This window comes from Alkalihalobacillus pseudalcaliphilus, assembly GCF_028610675.1.
In the GTDB taxonomy this organism is placed as follows: domain Bacteria; phylum Bacillota; class Bacilli; order Bacillales; family Bacillaceae_D; genus Alkalihalobacillus; species Alkalihalobacillus pseudalcaliphilus.
This window is the reverse complement of sequence record NZ_JAQQWS010000009.1, coordinates 104,852-121,306: the sequence shown is the minus strand read 5'-3', so window position 1 is coordinate 121,306 and position 16,455 is coordinate 104,852. Positions and strand designations below refer to the sequence as shown.

Here is a 16,455-nt window from a genome sequence, read left to right as displayed (position 1 = left end):
AAGAGGAAGAAAGCCCGAGCAAAAGCCGAATCGCGGGGTTGCGAGCTGAAAAAACGGAAGAAAGCCCGAGCAAAAGCGAAATCGCGGGGTTGCGAGCCGAAAAAGAGGAAGAAAGCCCGAGCAAAAGCCGAATCGCGGGGTTGCGAGCTGAAAAAACGGAAGAAAGCCCGAGCAAAAGCCGAATCTCGGGGTTAGGGCTGAAAAAACAGAAGAAAGACTGAGCAATACCAAAACACGAATGAATTTCATTTGCACGATGCTACTTTTTTGGCATAAAAGAAGGTACTCTATCATAACCATATACTAGATTGATAGTGAGATGGAGGAGATTGAGTTGGGTTTAGTTGTGAGACAAGCTGTGAAGCATGATTTATTAAAGATACAAAGGTTAATTGCCCGGGCTGGCATTATGGATACAACGACACAAGAGCAAGTTTCTAACTTTCTGGTTGTCGAAAATGCTGAAAAGAAAATGATCGGAATAGCTGGTATAGAAAAAGGGAAAATGAATGGTTTAATTCGATCCTTTATTTTGGATTCACCGACATGGACGGCGGAAATGAGTATTGAATTTATGGACATCGTTTTAGGGTATGCGAAGGAAAGAAAAATTGAAAAAGTGTATGCTTGCACACAAAGTAGGACACCACTATTTTGGCAATTGGGGTTTAGGCAAGTCGAAAAAGGGGAAGTGCCTAAGGATATAAGCAATCTACCTCATTACCAACGAGCGATTGAAAAAAATGCAGCGATCTGGTCTTACGATCTTAAAGTCGAGGTGTTGTAATCACCTTTAGTATGCTTTCATACCAATAGTTATCAACAGGTTATTCACATCTGTTGATAACTATTTTGTTTTTTTGTGGATAATGTGGTTATCTAAATATTTTCGTTAATTTGGCAAAATAAATATAATAATTGTTAGAGAATGATTAATCCTTATCTATTGATAAATCGTGATTTGACAATTTTTATATCTCGGTTGACAATAGGGAAGGACAGGAGTGTAGACGTATGAATAATCAACAAACTTTTCACTGGACTGTGGATAAAAATGAGGAAAACTTAAAAGAAAATCAAGGAATTATTGAGGCCGCACACTTATTACAACAAGGTGAAGTGATTGCTTTTCCAACAGAGACCGTATATGGACTGGGTGCCAATGCTTTGGATGAAGCGGCGATCGCTAAAATTTTTATAGCAAAAGGGCGTCCGAACGATAACCCATTGATTGTACATATTGCTAGAAGAGAGCAATTAAATGATTTAGTTCAAGAGCCATCCGAAAAAGCAAGGGCGTTAATTGAGTCTTTCTGGCCTGGCCCACTCACATTGATTTTTAAACAGACTGGGTCGGTTGCGAAAAATGTAACAGCAGGTCTAGATACAGTAGCCGTAAGAATGCCGGATCATCCTGTTGCCGAAGCACTACTTCTTGCTTCTGATTTACCACTGGCTGCTCCAAGTGCTAACTTATCAGGAAAGCCTAGCCCAACGGCGGCAGAGCATGTTTGGACGGATTTGCAAGGGCGAGTTGTGGGAATAATTGATGGTGGTTCAACAGGTGTAGGACTAGAATCAACCGTACTTGACGTCACGGGGGAGATCCCTATTTTATTTCGTCCAGGTGGAATTACGAAGGAGGCGATTGAGTCGGTAGTTGGCCCGATTCAAGTTGACCCGGCTTTAAAAAAGGATGATCAAGCCCCGCGATCACCGGGTATGAAATATACACATTATGCTCCACAAGGCGACCTTTTTCTTGTCAGTGAAAAAGAGGAGATTCAAGGTTATGTGGATAAGTGGCGTCTGCAAGGTAAGATGGTTGGGGTTTTAGCAACGGAAGAAAGTAAATCGAACTACGAGGCTGATGTCATTATTAGCTGCGGTAGTCGAGCCAACTTAGCTTCCGTGGCCAATCAACTTTATGATGCTTTGCGTGCCTTTGACAAAAAAGGTGTTGAACTTATCTTCGCGGAAATTTTTTCGGAAGAAGGTATCGGTTTAGCGATTATGAACCGACTCGAAAAAGCCTCAGCTGGACGTATTTTATAACGGTTAATCTAAAGATGTTTACCGATATTTGGAGAGGCTGGCCAAATAGGTAAGCATCTTTTTTTGGTAAGAACGAGCGACGCTTTTTAATCATGCACAACCTTTTCTCGAAAATCGTTTCCGTATATCTACGACTTCTAATCCTTGTCCAACCTGCATACATATCAACATGAGCAATAGGACAAGGGGCGGTGTCAATGAATGAACTTATTACAATTGTCTTGATGGCGGTAGCTTTGGCGATGGATGCTTTTTCAGTCGCTCTAGGTATGGGTATGCTAGGTTTGCGCTTAAAAAGAATCTTCATTATCGGTATCGTCATTGGTTTATTTCATATTATTATGCCTTTATTAGGGATGGCTACAGGAGTATGGATGTCCTCGCTGCTGGGTGTTATTACGGTCTATATTGGTGGAGCCTTGCTTTTGTTAATTGGTATTCAGATGATTTATTCTAGCTTCAGAAGTGAAGAAGAAGCGATGATTAAACCAGTTGGATTTGGCTTAATTGTTTTTTCATTAAGTGTGAGCCTTGATAGCTTCTCGGCTGGCCTGAGCTTTGGAATGATTGGTGCAAAAACAGCTTTAACTGTGTTATGTATCGGTCTATTCAGTATGGTTTTTGCATGGATAGGATTAATCCTTGGTTCTAGACTAAAGCATATGATAGGTTCCTATGGTGTTTTTTTTGGTGGCTGTATCCTGATCATGTTTGGAATAAGACTTCTACTTCCATAACTACAAAAAGCAATTCGCACTTCAGTCGCTTCAACGTAACTCATGATTGAAAACCTCATCTATATCTCCCTCATTAAAAAAGATCGTTACAGCATTTGACCAAGCCCTTTAACCAATCTAAGATAAGATGAGTAACGTTTGTCTAGTTGGTAAGGGGAATAGGCATGAGACTACACTCGTCTCGATCCTCTAACATCCTTCCAACATTCCTAACCATCTTACCATTTCGAAAAAAACAGAGAGAAATATAGGTCTATTTCATGAATTTGACGATTTGCATAAATATGTCAAATTTATTAAAAAACTTTGCTTTTTTTCTTAAAAAGATGTGGTAAGATATTGAACAAGGAAGTAATAGGGCAGACTACCTATAAAATGTACAGGTTCGAATGAAACATTTGACCTAGTTGATAAAGGTGGTTATTTTATGCTAAAGAAAAAGATTCTGTTTATATGTACGGGTAATACGTGCCGGAGTCCTCTTGCTGAATGGATTTTAAAAACTAAAGCAGGTGTACATTATGAGGTTCGTTCGGCTGGTATTTTTGCTTTTCCGGGCAGTCCAGCTTCACAAGGAACGACAGATGTTTTAAAAAAACGCGGTATTTCTGACATAGAGAAACATCAAGCCCAGGGCGTCACAGCTGAATTATTAGATTGGGCCGATGTCGTTTTGACGATGACGGAAAATCACAAACAACAATTGCTTATGCAATATCCAGTTGCCAATAAGGTAGAAACTTTAACCCGTTATGTCTCAGAGAATGGGGATATTGTTGACCCATTTGGTGCACCAACTTCCATTTATGAAAAAACGGCTGTTCAAATGGAACAATTGATCGAGCAATTCATAAAAAAAGACAATCAAGAATCCAACTAGTTATCCGTCTAGTTGCTCGTTAATGCCGGGAAGAAACAAAAAAAGTTGGTGAAAACCATCCGCATTCAGCATCAAGAATCAGCAGAATATAGATAAGACCATGGTCATAAAGAGCCATGCCAGGAAAAAAGGTCAAATCATGTACATGTTGAGGGGAATGAACAGGGGTCATGGAAAAAAAGGTGCGTTATCGTGGGAGTTTAAGAAGAAAGCTAGTAGTTGGGGCAAGTGCGCTAGCTGTTATTACCTTTGGATTTAGTGCGATTTTTATTTTTATCTTAGATAGTTATTTGATGACTTGGCTTGGCTGGTCACAAACAACCGTCCTTAGTTTTACTTTATTAAGTGGAGTTTTCTGGAGTGCTGTTTTAGCATTTTTTGCAGCTGGTTATATAACCAAACCGATTAAGGAAATGGAATCGGCCGCTAGACAAACCGCTTCAGGTGATTTATCTCAAGATGTAAAGCTCAGTAAGTCGGATGACGAAGTGCGAGCTCTAGGTGTCGCTTATAATGAAATGTTGACGAGTTTACGTTTGATGGTGAGAGATATTGAGCTTAATTTTGAGCAGACCAATGAAAACGTTAAGGAGCTTACAAATTCAGCTGAGTTAACGGCAAATCGTGGGGAACAGATCGGTTTGACGATGCAAGAAATTTCTCAAGGCGCTGAAAATTCGGCGATAGCAATCCAAAATACAGTGTCATCCATTGAGCATATGACAACGATTGCTGAAAAAGTGCAAATATTAGCAAACGATTCGCATTCATCCTCTAATAAAATGGTGAACTCCTTGTCAGAAAGCTTAACCGTCATTGATGAGTTGGTGGAAGGCATCAATCAGCTAGCGGCCGATAATCAGCAGTCATTAGCTGGGGTTGCAACGCTAGAAAAGCAAGCAAAGGAAGTCGGAGAAATCATTTCACTTGTAGGCGATATAGCGGAACAAACAAACTTACTAGCGTTAAATGCCTCGATTGAAGCAGCGAGGGCAGGAGAGCATGGTCGTGGTTTTGCCGTAGTGGCGGATGAGGTTCGAAAGCTAGCCGACGAAAGTGCCCAGGCCGTCCAAGGCATTACCAAACTCATTCATACGATTCAAGATGAAGTGAAAAATGTCGTTAATCAAATTGGCAGTCAAGTGAAGGTTGCCAATGATCAAGCGGAAAAAGGCAAGCTGACAACGCAAGCAATAATGGGAGTAGAGGCCTCAGTAAAAGAAGTCGAAGAAGTGATTCAAGAAATCACGCGTATGATAGATGAACAGATGGATTCTATTCGAAAAACAAATGCCGAATCTCAAGAGGTTGCAGCGATTGCAGAAGAAACATCCGCTGGTTCAACCGAGGTCAGTGCGATGACTGAGCACCAAGCCCAAGCTTTAACAGGCATCTATTCCTCTGCACAAAACCTCGCGGAACAAGCAAAACGATTGAAGGCAACGATTGAAAAGTTTACAATTTAATTAACTTTCAAAGAGAAGAATCAGGAAGATTAGTTTATACTAGTTTTGTTGGTTCTTTTTTATTCAATGAAGATAACAATTGGAGGTATATGATGAAAATTGCGATTGCATCGGATCATGGTGGAACAAATATAAAAAATGAAATTGTAGCTTTATTAAAGGAATTAAAGCTGGACTTTGAGGATTTTGGCTGTAATTGCGAAACTTCTGTAGATTATCCTGACTACGCTTTACCGGTGGCCAAAAAAGTAGCTGCTGGTGAGTTTGATCGCGGTATCTTAATATGCGGAACAGGTATTGGTATGTCCATAGCGGCAAACAAAGTGAAAGGCATTCGCTGTGCACTCGTACATGATACATTTAGTGCACGGGCAACAAGAGAGCACAATGATACCAATATGTTATCGATGGGAGAGCGTGTCATTGGAGCAGGTTTAGCAAGAGACATCGTCAAAATTTGGTTAGCAACCGAATTTGAAGGTGGACGACATGCGAATCGTGTCGGAAAAATTACGAATTACGAGTGCTGAGGGGATTCAAGGTGAGGTGCTGCTTGGATAGTTTCTATAAGCTAGATTTATGAACCGAACGGACATGGTTTGCGGTGGTTATTATGAGTTGTTTCAAGGAGTTTTTTAATGAAATTACTTTTGAAGCGATGCTAATAGAGTCGATGCATGGAAAGAAAGGTACCTAGTGAGTGCTCATAAGAAAAGGTAAAGAACAAGAGTAAGCAGCAGGATCTTGGTGGTGAAAAACGGTTAGTGTGTGCCGACAGAAGGAATAAGTAGAAGTTTATAGCCTGTTTTGACAGGCGGCAAGTGAAAGAAGTTGGCTTATGTCGTAGAGAGGTAGTGTCGACATGATCATGAGAAAAAAAGGGTAAGAACCTGTCGATAAAGAGGGTTAGTTGACATGATCACGAGAAAAAAAGGGTAAGAACCTGTCGATAAAGACGGTTAGTCGACATGATCATGAGAAAAAAAGGGTAAGAACCTGTCGATAAAGACGGTTAGTCGACATGATCACGAGTGAAAAAGTCAAAGAACCTGTCGATGAAGAGGGTTAGTCGACATGATCATGAGAAAAAAAAGGTAAGAACCTGTCGATAAAGAGGGTTAGTCGACATGATCACGAGAAAAAAGGGTAAGAACCTGTCGATAAAGAGGGTTAGTCGACATGATCACGAGAAAAAAAGGGTAAGAACCTGTCGATGAAGAGGGTTAGTCGACATGATCATGAGAAAAAAAGGGTAAGAACCTGTCGATAAAGAGGGTTAGTCGACATGATCACGAGTGAAAAAGTCAAAGAACCTGTCGATGAAGAGGGTTAGTCGACATGATCACGAGTGAAAAAGTCAAAGAACCTGTCGATAAAGAGGGTTAGTCGACATGATCACGCAAACAAAAGACTAAGATTATGTCGATGAAGGTAGGGTCGAAGTTAAACGTTCCTATTTGCAACCAAAATGCAGCATAAGGGCCCTTTGCTCTTCCTCTTCTAAGCTTCAACCTTTATCCCACCCTCAATAAAAACTTCTTAAATACGGCAAGGCTTATAGAATAATACTGAAAGGAGCCCTCTAAACTTATGGAAATCAACATGGAGCAATTGAGGCATGATTTGGAACAACTTCTTCACGATTTAAAGTTGGCTAAGCCTTTTACGGAGAAAACATTACTGGTTATTGGGTGCTCGACGAGTGAGGTACTCGGTGAGAGGATTGGTACAAGTGGTTCCCAAGATGTAGCAGCTGTCATTTTTTCAACACTTCAAAAAGAAAAGATTCAATTAGCCTTCCAATGTTGTGAGCACCTCAATCGTGCCTTAGTGGTTGAACGTGAATTAGCGGAAGAAAAAGGCTATGAGCCAGTTTCGGCGATACCGATTCGAAAAGCCGGTGGGGCTATGGCTACTTACGCTTTCAGTCAGATGAAGAATCCAGTTTTAGTGGAAGATATTCAAGCGGACTGCGGCCTTGACATAGGCGATACGTTCATTGGTATGCATCTGAAAAAGGTCGTTGTGCCGATTCGAAGTGAGATAAAAGTGTTAGGTTCCGCACATGTGACGATGGCTATCACCCGACCAAAGTTAATTGGGGGCGTAAGGACCGTATATGAACAAACTGTAGAACATGAATGATTTTCCATTAATTTAATTATATAATACGGAAAAGTGCTTGTTTTTATGGTAGAATGAAATCGAATTAACAAGAATAATTACACAAATCCGAATCATTTTATGGGAGCGAAAGGGGTAACAGGATGGAGAACTTAAAAAAGCAAGACCAAAAGGTATTTGAAGCCATTCAATTAGAGCTGGGACGTCAAAGAGATAAGATTGAATTAATTGCTTCAGAGAACTTTGTCAGTGAAGCGGTTATGGAAGCACAAGGTTCTGTATTAACAAACAAGTATGCAGAAGGATATCCAGGACGTCGTTACTATGGTGGTTGTGAATATGTTGACATCGTCGAAGATATCGCCCGCGACCGTGCAAAGGAAATTTTCGGTGCGGAATATGTAAATGTACAACCACACTCGGGTGCTCAAGCGAATATGGCTGTTTATTTTACGATTCTAGAGCAAGGTGACACGGTACTTGGTATGAATTTATCTCATGGTGGTCATTTAACACATGGAAGTCCTGTTAACTTTAGTGGTGTTCAATATAATTTTGTTGAATATGGTGTGGACAAGGAAACGCATTATATTGATTATGATGTAGTTCGTAATCTGGCTATTGAACACAAGCCAAAACTTATTGTTGCGGGTGCTAGTGCTTACCCTCGTGAAATCGATTTTGCGAAATTCCGTGACATTGCCGATGAAGTCGGTGCTTTCTTAATGGTAGACATGGCACATATTGCTGGCCTTGTTGCTGCAGGTCTTCATCAAAATCCAGTTCCTCATGCGCATTTTGTTACAACAACTACTCATAAAACATTACGTGGACCACGTGGTGGAATGATTTTATGTAAAGAAGAATTCGGTAAAAAGATAGATAAATCGATTTTTCCAGGAATACAAGGCGGACCGTTAATGCATGTGATTTCTGCAAAGGCTGTATCTTTTGGTGAAGTTTTAACAGGAGAATTTAAGCAGTATGCACAACAAGTTATTACGAATGCGAAGCGTTTAGGAGAGAAGTTACAAAGCGAAGGGGTTAACCTTGTTTCAGGTGGAACAGACAACCATCTTTTACTTTTAGACCTTCAATCACTTGATTTAACTGGTAAGGTTGCTGAGCATGCTTTAGATAGCGTCGGCATTACAACGAATAAAAACACAATACCATTCGATCCAAAAAGCCCATTCGTAACAAGTGGTATCCGTATCGGTACCGCCGCTGTGACTTCACGTGGCCTTGACGAAGCAGCGATGGATGAAATCGGTGAGCTAATCGCCCTCACATTAAAGAATATCGAAAACGAAGAAAAGCTTGAAGAAATACGTAATCGCGTTGCTTCTTTAACAGCAAAATTCCCGATGTATCCTGCATTGTAAATCATACGAATCTCACCCTAACGAATAGAGGGTGAGATTTTTTATCGTGGAAATGGTGCATAATTAACAGCGTTACATGATATAACCTTTCTATTTAGACTATTTTGTTAAATAAAAAATAACCAGATTCTCATATATGGGCTTGTATCAATCGAGTTTTTTCGGTAAAATTCATCAAGGAGAATTGCTCAAATGAGCTTCGTCTAGGTACGAAGAAAAAAGGAGTTAATAAAATGAGTAAAGTATATGTGTTTGACCACCCGCTTATCCAACATAAATTGACGTATATCCGCGATAAAGAAACTGGTACTAAAGAGTTCCGCGAGCTTGTGGACGAGGTTTCTGGCTTAATGGCTTTTGAGATTACGCGTGAATTACCTTTACAAGAGGTGACGGTTGAGACACCAGTTGCAAAGGCAAAGTCAAAAATCATTGCTGGTAAAAAGCTTGGTTTAGTACCTATTTTACGTGCGGGGCTTGGGATGACGGACGGAATTTTACGCATGATTCCTGCAGCAAAAGTTGGTCATGTTGGTTTATACCGTGACCCTGAAACGCTAAAACCAGTTGAGTATTATGTGAAGCTTCCTAATGATGTGGAAGAACGCGAATTTATTGTAATTGACCCAATGCTAGCAACAGGCGGTTCGGCAATTGAAGCAATCAATAGTTTGAAAAAACGCGGTGCTAAGCAAATTAAATTAATGTGCCTTGTAGCGGCTCCTGAAGGTGTTGCCGAGACACAAAAAGCACATCCTGACGTTGACATTTATTTAGCAGCATTAGATGAGAAGTTAAATGACCACGGCTATATTGTTCCTGGTCTAGGTGATGCTGGTGACCGTTTATTCGGTACAAAATAAATCATGGATCTAAACCCACTTGAGTCACTTTTGAACTCAGTGGGTTTTCCTTTTGATTTTTATAGAGGGATTCAATCTAAAAATTTTGGTGACATTGGCGGTATTTTGGATTTGAGATTTAACATCGTATCAGTGGGTTTTGGTTAAAAAACGTGGTTACCTGGATATATTTAGGGGAGACGATAGATTAATAACGACAGGAGAGGACAGAGGCAAGGTGGTAGTGGTAAATAAACGGGTTTATCTACAACAGGAGAGGTAAGAGGCAGAGTGGTAGTAGTGAAAAAACGGGTTTATCTACAACTGAAGATTATGGTGAGAAAACAGGTGTCGTGATAACGTGCCTTTACAGAGTTGATTATTAATCGTAAGTGTCTCATTTCGTAATCGTAGCATCAAAATTGGTGCGGAGATTATGAGTTGAAGAGCCATTAAAATAGATGGGAGCTATCATTGTTTATAGTGACTCATTTGTCTCATAGGTAAAAAAGATTGAGTAAAGTGAATAAATTACACATATTTCCATTGATGACATTAAGTAATACCTTGCTTATATAATCATTGTGGCAGTCAGTTATACTGGCTGTTTTTTGTTGATATTCATAGTAATTCTGACATTTTTTCATACATGTTTCTATGGGTTTATTTCCATACTAAAACAATCATGATGAACGATGGCAAATAAAAGGTAGGGAGAAGGGATGATATTCTTGAAGCAGCGAATTTTATCAATGTTAGTAGTGGTCCTTTGCATTCAGTCGCTATCTAGCTTAGAAGTGGTTTTTGCTAATGAAATAAAGGAAACCGAATTTGACATACATATTCAAACGAATAGAGACAGTACTCAATATCCATTACGCCCTGTTTTCTCAGAGGACGATGAAGATTTAGACCGTAAGGAAATTGTAATAGTAACGGCGAAAGGTGATATGAATGAGCTCATTCAAGAGATTAAGGACCAAGTTCCTGAGGCAGTGATTCGAAAAAAGTTCACCACCCTTTATCATGGCTTTACGATGGAATTGCCTAAAAGAGAGCTAGGAAAATTAGAAGAAATCGAAGCCATTGAACGAGTGGATCGTTTAGCCTATTTTGAAGCGAATATTGAAACAAGCGTGCCTTTTATAGGGGCAGGTCACCTTGATAGAATGGGTTTTCATGGCACTCATTTAACGGGAAAAGGTGTCAAAGTTGCCGTTATTGATACGGGGATTGATTATCGTCATCCGGATCTGCAAATTAATTATCGTGGTGGTTATGATGTAGTTGATGATGATTCTGATCCGATGGAAACTCAGCCGAATCAAGGTGTCCCCACTTTACATGGTACCCATGTATCAGGAATTATTGCGGCTAATGGTTCTTTAAAAGGGGTTGCTCCTGAAGCGGAATTGTATGTATATCGTGCCCTTGGGCCTGGTGGTCAAGGGACAACAGAGCAAGTGATTGAGGCAATTGAAAGAGCTGTAGAAGATGGGGTTGATGTCATAAATTTGTCGCTTGGAAATACAGTAAATGGTCCTGACTGGCCAACGAGTATTGCTTTGGATAAAGCGGTGGAAGCTGGGGTTGTCGCGGTGACTTCGAATGGAAATAGTGGTCCGAAAATGTGGACAGTCGGTTCTCCGGGCACTTCATCCAAGGCGATTTCAGTGGGTGCGTCTGCACCACCAATTAAAACACCATATATTACGCTTGCAGGAGAGACGAAAGAGTTAACTTTACTACCGATGGGTGGGGCATTACCTTGGAACATTATGCGAGACTTGCCGTTAGTAGAAGTAGGATATGGAACGAAAGAGGAGTTTGCTGAAATTGAAGCTGAAGGAAAAATTGCTTTAATAAAACGTGGACTCATTCCTTTTAATGAAAAAGTGTTAGCCGCACATGCGTCGGGTGCAGAAGCTGTTATCATTTATAACAATTTATCTGGTAGTTTTGTTGGAGCGATAGAAGGTGGTGTAAAAATACCAGCGGTTAGTGTCTCGAAAGAGGATGGGGAATGGCTTTTGCAGCATATGGAAAAGAAGAAAAAGGAAGATTTACACGTAAGAACGGTTTATCGAAAAGAACAGGATTTCATTGCTCCATTTAGTTCAAGAGGTCCTGTGACTCACTCTTGGGAGGTTAAGCCTGACTTGGTCGCTCCGGGAGTTTCGATTAATAGTACAATTCCGAGAGGTTATCTTAGTTTAAATGGAACGAGTATGTCATCGCCACATGTTGCTGGAGCGGCTGCTCTTATTTTGCAAGCTCATCCGGATTGGAATCCAGAGCAAGTGAAGGCTGCTCTTATGAATACATCGAAAAAACTATATACACAAGAAGGTGAACCCTATTTCCCGCACGAACAAGGGGCTGGGCGAATTCAAGTTGATAAAGCTGTTGCTGCGAAAACACTTGTCTATCCGGCTGCTTTAACATTTGGGAAGTGGACCAAAGATGATTTACGTGAGAAAAGAACCCTTCGTTTCACAATAGACAATCAAGATGATGTTGCTCGAACGTATCATGTTATACCCCCTTTTGATGTGCCAGATGGTATCCAATGGAAAGTGCCTTATGCAACGACGATTGCACCAGGTGAAAAAAAAGAAATTGAGCTTTCTGTAGACTTAATGCCTAGTGTGCTCGCGGAAGGTTTACATCACGGTGATATTTTCATTGAAGGTGGGACAGATAAGGTTTCGGTTCCTTTTGTCTTTTTTATCGAAGAACCTGATTATCCCCGCCTGATGTCGTTTCACTTTGGACACGGTGATAAGGTGGATAGCTATCGCTATGAGCTTTATTTACCTGGAGGAGCGGAAGAAGTAGGGATTGCTGTATATGACCCAGATACGTTTCAATTTTTAACCTATTTAGATGTTCAATATGATTTAGGGAGAGGTATGGTCGGTGGAGAAATCCATGATATTGACCTTGAGGATGGCATCTATAAGGCACTTGTTTATGCCAAACAAGAAGGAAGGGAAGATGCGGTCGAAGCCTGGATCTTGATAGGTGCTGAGCTCCCACCTAAAAGCCAAGGTACAGACGAAGAGTAGCGCGTGCATGTAATGTGAGTCAGTGGGAATTATGGAAGTGAAGCTGATTAGGGGGGAAGTTGTGTTTAATGTGAAGATACGGGCAGAAGGGTGGAGAGTATCTGCACAAATAGGGGCTGAATGTGAAGATACGTTGTTAAAAACGATCAGTATCTGCACAAAAAGAGGATTAATGTGAAGATACGAGAGCAAAAGGGAGTGGTATCTGCACAAAAAGAGAGTTAATGTGAAGATACGAGAGCAAAAGCGAGTGCTATCTGCACAAAAAGAGGATTAATGTGAAGATACGAGATCAAAAACGATCAGTATCTACACAAAGAGAGAGTTAATGTGAAGATACGAGAGCAAAAGCGAGTGCTATCTGCACAAAAAGAGAGTTAATGTGAAGATACGAGAGCAAAAGCGAGTGCTATCTGCACAAAAAGAGAGTTAATGTGAAGATACAAGAGCAAAAGGGAGTGGTATCTGCACAATTACTCAGCCTATCAAACATAACAGGAGGTCGTCGTCTCGCCTCGTCAACCCGTCCCTGCTGCCAACCCGCCCCGTCTTCTCACCTCCCACCATCCACCGCCTCTTCCTCGACAACTCAACAACCGCCTCACCGCCTTCTCCCCAACAACTCAACTCCCACCTTCACTCCACACTAATATCCCCAAATCCTACAATTGCGAGCCTTGTCAAAGTTTGTTCACATTATTAGCACAAAATAAACAATTGAGCAGGGGAGAAACTTATTTTGGCTCGTTCGCATAAGGATGGGAAAGATAGACTATATTAATAGAAAAGACTGGAACGAATAAGTAGGATAAAATTGATCCAGTCATTTATTTTTTTGTCGGAAATGTGAACTTTCGACCCTGCTTGAAATTCTCCAATTTTTTCATGGGAAAACCAATTGACACTTGGTTTTCCCTATTGTACGATTACAAAGGATATAATGTGATGATAAGGGTTACATATCTAGACAAAGTAAGACCTTGGACAAGCCTGATAAGAGTTAGAAGGGAGACGCAAATGTCGAATCCTGAAAAGAGTCCTTTTAGAGCAATGGCACTTGTATCAATCATTTCGACATACATTGTGGTTTGCACGCTAGCTGGTGTTTTTATAGGAATGTGGTTAGATGACCGATTCGACTCACAGCCGCTCTTTTTAATTATCTCATTATTTACATGGCTAGGTGTTGCGTTTTATGCAGTGTTTAAAACCATTCAACCTTATTTAGGAGATTAGTGATGATTTCTTTTCGTAGTAAAATGAAGCAATATACAGTCATCTTTCTGATTGCTATGGTTGGATTCGCTGTCTGTTATGTCGTAACACCAATTCCGGAAATATTCCTCGGTTTATCATTAGGTTTTTTGGTTAGTTATCTTAATCTTTTAACGATTTTCCAAAAAACTTCTCTCATTGGTCGTATTACCGATAAGTCATTTCAAGGCGGTCAATTGCAAGTTCTGTTCGCTGGTTTGACCTATCTAATACGCATCTCACTTGTCATTCTTGCACTGTATATCGCAATGCAATTTCCTGATGAAGTGAATTTATACTCGGTCATTGCAGGGATTTCCCTGATTTATGTCATTATATTTGTGGATACACTAACTCAAAGTGGCAGAAAGAGGTGAAATAAAGATGGAAATGTTGGCACATATTCAGCCTATGAGAAACATAATGGGCCTTGATTTCAATATGTCTACCGTATTAATGACAACTGTGACCTGTATTATTGTTTTCTTGATTGCTTTTATTGGAACAAGAAACTTGTCCATGAAGCCATCAGGTATGCAAAACTTCCTAGAATGGGTTGTCGACTTTGTTCGCGGAATTATTAAAGCGAATATGAGTTGGAAAGTCGGTGGTCAATTTATCGCACTAGCATTTACACTGTTATTCTATGTTTTTGTGGCGAACCTACTCGGGATTCCTTTTGAAATTTATAATAAGGATACACATGAAGTATGGTGGAAATCACCTACATCCGATCCAGCCCTGACTTTAACAATGGCAGCCTTAGTTATCATTCTTACACATTACTATGGAATTAAAATCCGTGGAGTGGGAGAATACTTGAAAGACTATGTTCGACCAGTCTGGTTCTTACTTCCATTTAAAATTATTGAGGAGTTTGCTAATACGTTAACATTAGGTATGCGTCTATTCGGTAACGTATATGCGAAGGAACTTTTAATGGTTCTACTCGTTGGATTAGGTTCATCAGGCTTGTTTGGTGCATTTGGTGCATTCTTGCCAACCGTTATCTGGCAAGCATTTGGTATGTTTATTGGTTCATTGCAAGCGTACATTTTTGCGATGCTCGCAATGGTTTATATGGCTCACAAAGTTGAGGCACACTAATTATTTGGTACAACGCTCATAAAGAGCAAAAATTATAAAATATCTTTTTAACTATAGGGAGGAAATTTATCATGGGTTTATTAGGAGCAGCAATTGTTGCAGGTTTAGCAGCTGTCGGGGGAGCAATCGCCGTAGCTATCATTGTAAAAGCAACTATCGAGGGAGTAACTCGTCAACCAGAACTTAAAGGTACATTACAAACATTAATGTTCATTGGGGTACCTCTTGCAGAAGCCGTGCCAATCATCGCGATCGTTATGGGCTTCCTAATCATGGGTAACGCTTAATCTTGTCGTTTATGCGACGCAATTATTGCACTTGTTAATGGCGCCAGCATCCATAATGGGGCTGCGCCATTGCTTGTGTAAGCTTTAACAGTTATTTATGTATTTTATAACCGCTTTTAGTAGTATTGAAACATAGAAGATTTTGAAGAAATTCTCACATCCATGAAAGGAGTGAAGGACAATGACAGTAGAACTATTTGGTTTTGTCGTGCCGGTAGGCTCTATTCTTTTTCAATTAGTAGCTTTCCTAACATTACTTGCTTTATTAAGTAAATTCGCTTTAAAGCCACTTCTTGGCATTATGGAAAAGCGTGAGCAAATGGTTAATGACCAAATTGAAGGCGCTGAAGCAAGAAGTAAAGAGGCAGAGCAATATATTAAAGATCAAGTGAAAGCATTAGAAGATGCTCGAACGGAAGCACATGAAATTGTTCAAAATGCGAAAAAGCTTAGCGAGCAACAAGGTCAAGAGATCTTAGAGCAAGCTCGAGTTAATGCCGAGCGCATTAAGGACGCAGCTTTAGCAGAAATTCAACGTGAAAAAGAACACGCTGTTTCTGAGCTTCGTGAGCAAGTAGCAAGTCTTTCTGTTCTAATTGCAACGAAAGTGATTGAAAAAGAACTTAATGCAGAAGAACAAGACAAGCTTGTACAAGAGTACATTAAAGAGGTAGGCGGTAAGCTATGAGTAATGTAGCTGTAGCGAATCGTTATGCAAGTGCCCTTTTTCAAGCAGCAAGAGGAAAAGGAACTTTGAACCAAGCTGTTGAAGAGCTAAAAGCAATGAAGGAAGTTTTGAAAACAACACCTGCATTTGCTAAATACTTAGCAAACCCTAAGTTTACTAAGGAGCAAAAACAACAGTTTATTCAATCAAGCTTTCAAGGGACTTTAAGTCTAGAAGTTGTGAATACGCTTCGTTTACTTGTAGACCGTAAGCGTACGGACATTCTCGTTCCAATGATTGATAAATTTGTTGCTTTATCATATGAAGCACAAAATATTGCTGAGGCAACGGTTTACTCAGCGAAAGCTTTAACAGAAGAAGAAAAATCACAAATAGCCCAAGTTTTTGCGATTAAAGTAGGCAAAGCTCAGCTATTAATTCATAACGTAGTAAATGCTGACCTTTTAGGTGGCTTGAAAATTCGTATTGGTGACCGTATTTTTGACGGAAGCGTAAAAGCACAGCTTAATCGCTTAGAGCGTCAATTGGTAACGGGAACACGCTAGTAGAAGATAGGGGTGAA

At 40.2% G+C, this 16,455-nt stretch carries 16 protein-coding genes; all 16 read left to right on the top strand.

The annotated features are described in order from the left end of the window. Positions 1-334 precede the first annotated feature (334 nt). The 16 genes from PQ479_RS16840 to PQ479_RS16765 all read left to right on the top strand — a co-directional run bounded on the left by PQ479_RS16840 (position 335) and on the right by PQ479_RS16765 (position 16,438). Positions 335-787, top strand: a complete 453-nt coding sequence (locus PQ479_RS16840) for a GNAT family N-acetyltransferase (protein ID WP_047986972.1) — start codon at positions 335-337, stop codon at positions 785-787. Between the two features lie 227 nt (positions 788-1,014). Then, on the top strand, positions 1,015-2,055 hold the full coding sequence (locus PQ479_RS16835) for an L-threonylcarbamoyladenylate synthase (protein ID WP_047986973.1): 1,041 nt from the start codon (positions 1,015-1,017) through the stop codon (positions 2,053-2,055). A gap of 197 nt (positions 2,056-2,252) precedes the next feature. Further along, a complete protein-coding gene (locus PQ479_RS16830; RefSeq protein WP_047986974.1) occupies positions 2,253-2,792 on the top strand; it encodes a manganese efflux pump MntP in 540 nt (179 codons plus the stop codon). A gap of 427 nt (positions 2,793-3,219) precedes the next feature. Then, positions 3,220-3,672, top strand: a complete 453-nt coding sequence (locus PQ479_RS16825; protein WP_047986975.1) for a low molecular weight protein arginine phosphatase — start codon at positions 3,220-3,222, stop codon at positions 3,670-3,672. Positions 3,673-3,842: 170 nt separating this feature from the next. Further along, entirely contained in the window at positions 3,843-5,138 is a 1,296-nt protein-coding gene (locus PQ479_RS16820; RefSeq protein ID WP_047986976.1) for a methyl-accepting chemotaxis protein, read from the top strand. 92 nt (positions 5,139-5,230) lie between these two features. Further along, positions 5,231-5,668 carry a ribose 5-phosphate isomerase B gene (gene rpiB, locus PQ479_RS16815; protein ID WP_047986977.1) on the top strand — a complete coding sequence of 146 codons (438 nt, stop codon included), beginning with the start codon at positions 5,231-5,233 and terminating at the stop codon, positions 5,666-5,668. A gap of 1,060 nt (positions 5,669-6,728) precedes the next feature. Beyond that, complete coding sequence (locus PQ479_RS16810; RefSeq protein ID WP_047986978.1) at positions 6,729-7,283, top strand: TIGR01440 family protein; 555 nt, start codon at positions 6,729-6,731, stop codon at positions 7,281-7,283. 122 nt (positions 7,284-7,405) lie between these two features. After that, complete coding sequence (gene glyA, locus PQ479_RS16805; RefSeq protein WP_047986979.1) at positions 7,406-8,647, top strand: serine hydroxymethyltransferase; 1,242 nt, start codon at positions 7,406-7,408, stop codon at positions 8,645-8,647. A gap of 233 nt (positions 8,648-8,880) precedes the next feature. Then, positions 8,881-9,510: a uracil phosphoribosyltransferase gene (upp, locus tag PQ479_RS16800; RefSeq protein ID WP_047986980.1), complete on the top strand. Its 630-nt coding sequence runs from the start codon at positions 8,881-8,883 to the stop codon at positions 9,508-9,510. Between the two features lie 710 nt (positions 9,511-10,220). Beyond that, entirely contained in the window at positions 10,221-12,557 is a 2,337-nt protein-coding gene (locus PQ479_RS16795; RefSeq protein ID WP_273717105.1) for a S8 family serine peptidase, read from the top strand. Positions 12,558-13,574: 1,017 nt separating this feature from the next. Continuing rightward, entirely contained in the window at positions 13,575-13,793 is a 219-nt protein-coding gene (locus tag PQ479_RS16790; RefSeq protein WP_047986981.1) for an AtpZ/AtpI family protein, read from the top strand. Between the two features lie 2 nt (positions 13,794-13,795). Next, positions 13,796-14,188, top strand: a complete 393-nt coding sequence (locus PQ479_RS16785; RefSeq protein WP_047986982.1) for an ATP synthase subunit I — start codon at positions 13,796-13,798, stop codon at positions 14,186-14,188. A 13-nt stretch (positions 14,189-14,201) separates the two neighbouring features. Further along, on the top strand, positions 14,202-14,918 hold the full coding sequence (gene atpB / locus PQ479_RS16780) for a F0F1 ATP synthase subunit A (protein ID WP_273717107.1): 717 nt from the start codon (positions 14,202-14,204) through the stop codon (positions 14,916-14,918). Positions 14,919-14,989: 71 nt separating this feature from the next. Beyond that, the gene (gene atpE, locus PQ479_RS16775; RefSeq protein WP_047986983.1) at positions 14,990-15,205 is read left to right on the top strand and encodes a F0F1 ATP synthase subunit C; all 216 of its coding nucleotides are present in this window, start codon (positions 14,990-14,992) and stop codon (positions 15,203-15,205) included. 181 nt (positions 15,206-15,386) lie between these two features. Next, on the top strand, positions 15,387-15,893 hold the full coding sequence (gene atpF / locus PQ479_RS16770) for a F0F1 ATP synthase subunit B (RefSeq protein ID WP_047986984.1): 507 nt from the start codon (positions 15,387-15,389) through the stop codon (positions 15,891-15,893). Further along, positions 15,890-16,438 (top strand): F0F1 ATP synthase subunit delta, encoded by a 549-nt coding sequence (locus PQ479_RS16765; RefSeq protein WP_047986985.1) that lies wholly within the window; start codon positions 15,890-15,892, stop codon positions 16,436-16,438. Before atpF ends, PQ479_RS16765 begins: the two co-directional genes overlap by 4 nt. Positions 16,439-16,455: the final 17 nt, after the last annotated feature.

Bases quoted from the DNA above. Each gene is read 5' to 3' on its own strand.
- PQ479_RS16835 (WP_047986973.1), top strand. From the start codon at position 1,015: ATGAATAATCAACAAACTTTTCACTGGACTGTGGATAAAAATGAGGAA.
- PQ479_RS16830 (WP_047986974.1), top strand. From the start codon at position 2,253: ATGAATGAACTTATTACAATTGTCTTGATGGCGGTAGCTTTGGCGATG.
- PQ479_RS16825 (WP_047986975.1), top strand. From the start codon at position 3,220: ATGCTAAAGAAAAAGATTCTGTTTATATGTACGGGTAATACGTGCCGG.
- PQ479_RS16820 (WP_047986976.1), top strand. From the start codon at position 3,843: ATGGAAAAAAAGGTGCGTTATCGTGGGAGTTTAAGAAGAAAGCTAGTA.
- rpiB (WP_047986977.1), top strand. From the start codon at position 5,231: ATGAAAATTGCGATTGCATCGGATCATGGTGGAACAAATATAAAAAAT.
- PQ479_RS16810 (WP_047986978.1), top strand. From the start codon at position 6,729: ATGGAAATCAACATGGAGCAATTGAGGCATGATTTGGAACAACTTCTT.
- glyA (WP_047986979.1), top strand. From the start codon at position 7,406: ATGGAGAACTTAAAAAAGCAAGACCAAAAGGTATTTGAAGCCATTCAA.
- upp (WP_047986980.1), top strand. From the start codon at position 8,881: ATGAGTAAAGTATATGTGTTTGACCACCCGCTTATCCAACATAAATTG.
- PQ479_RS16790 (WP_047986981.1), top strand. From the start codon at position 13,575: ATGTCGAATCCTGAAAAGAGTCCTTTTAGAGCAATGGCACTTGTATCA.
- PQ479_RS16785 (WP_047986982.1), top strand. From the start codon at position 13,796: ATGATTTCTTTTCGTAGTAAAATGAAGCAATATACAGTCATCTTTCTG.
- atpB (WP_273717107.1), top strand. From the start codon at position 14,202: ATGTTGGCACATATTCAGCCTATGAGAAACATAATGGGCCTTGATTTC.
- atpE (WP_047986983.1), top strand. From the start codon at position 14,990: ATGGGTTTATTAGGAGCAGCAATTGTTGCAGGTTTAGCAGCTGTCGGG.
- atpF (WP_047986984.1), top strand. From the start codon at position 15,387: ATGACAGTAGAACTATTTGGTTTTGTCGTGCCGGTAGGCTCTATTCTT.
- PQ479_RS16765 (WP_047986985.1), top strand. From the start codon at position 15,890: ATGAGTAATGTAGCTGTAGCGAATCGTTATGCAAGTGCCCTTTTTCAA.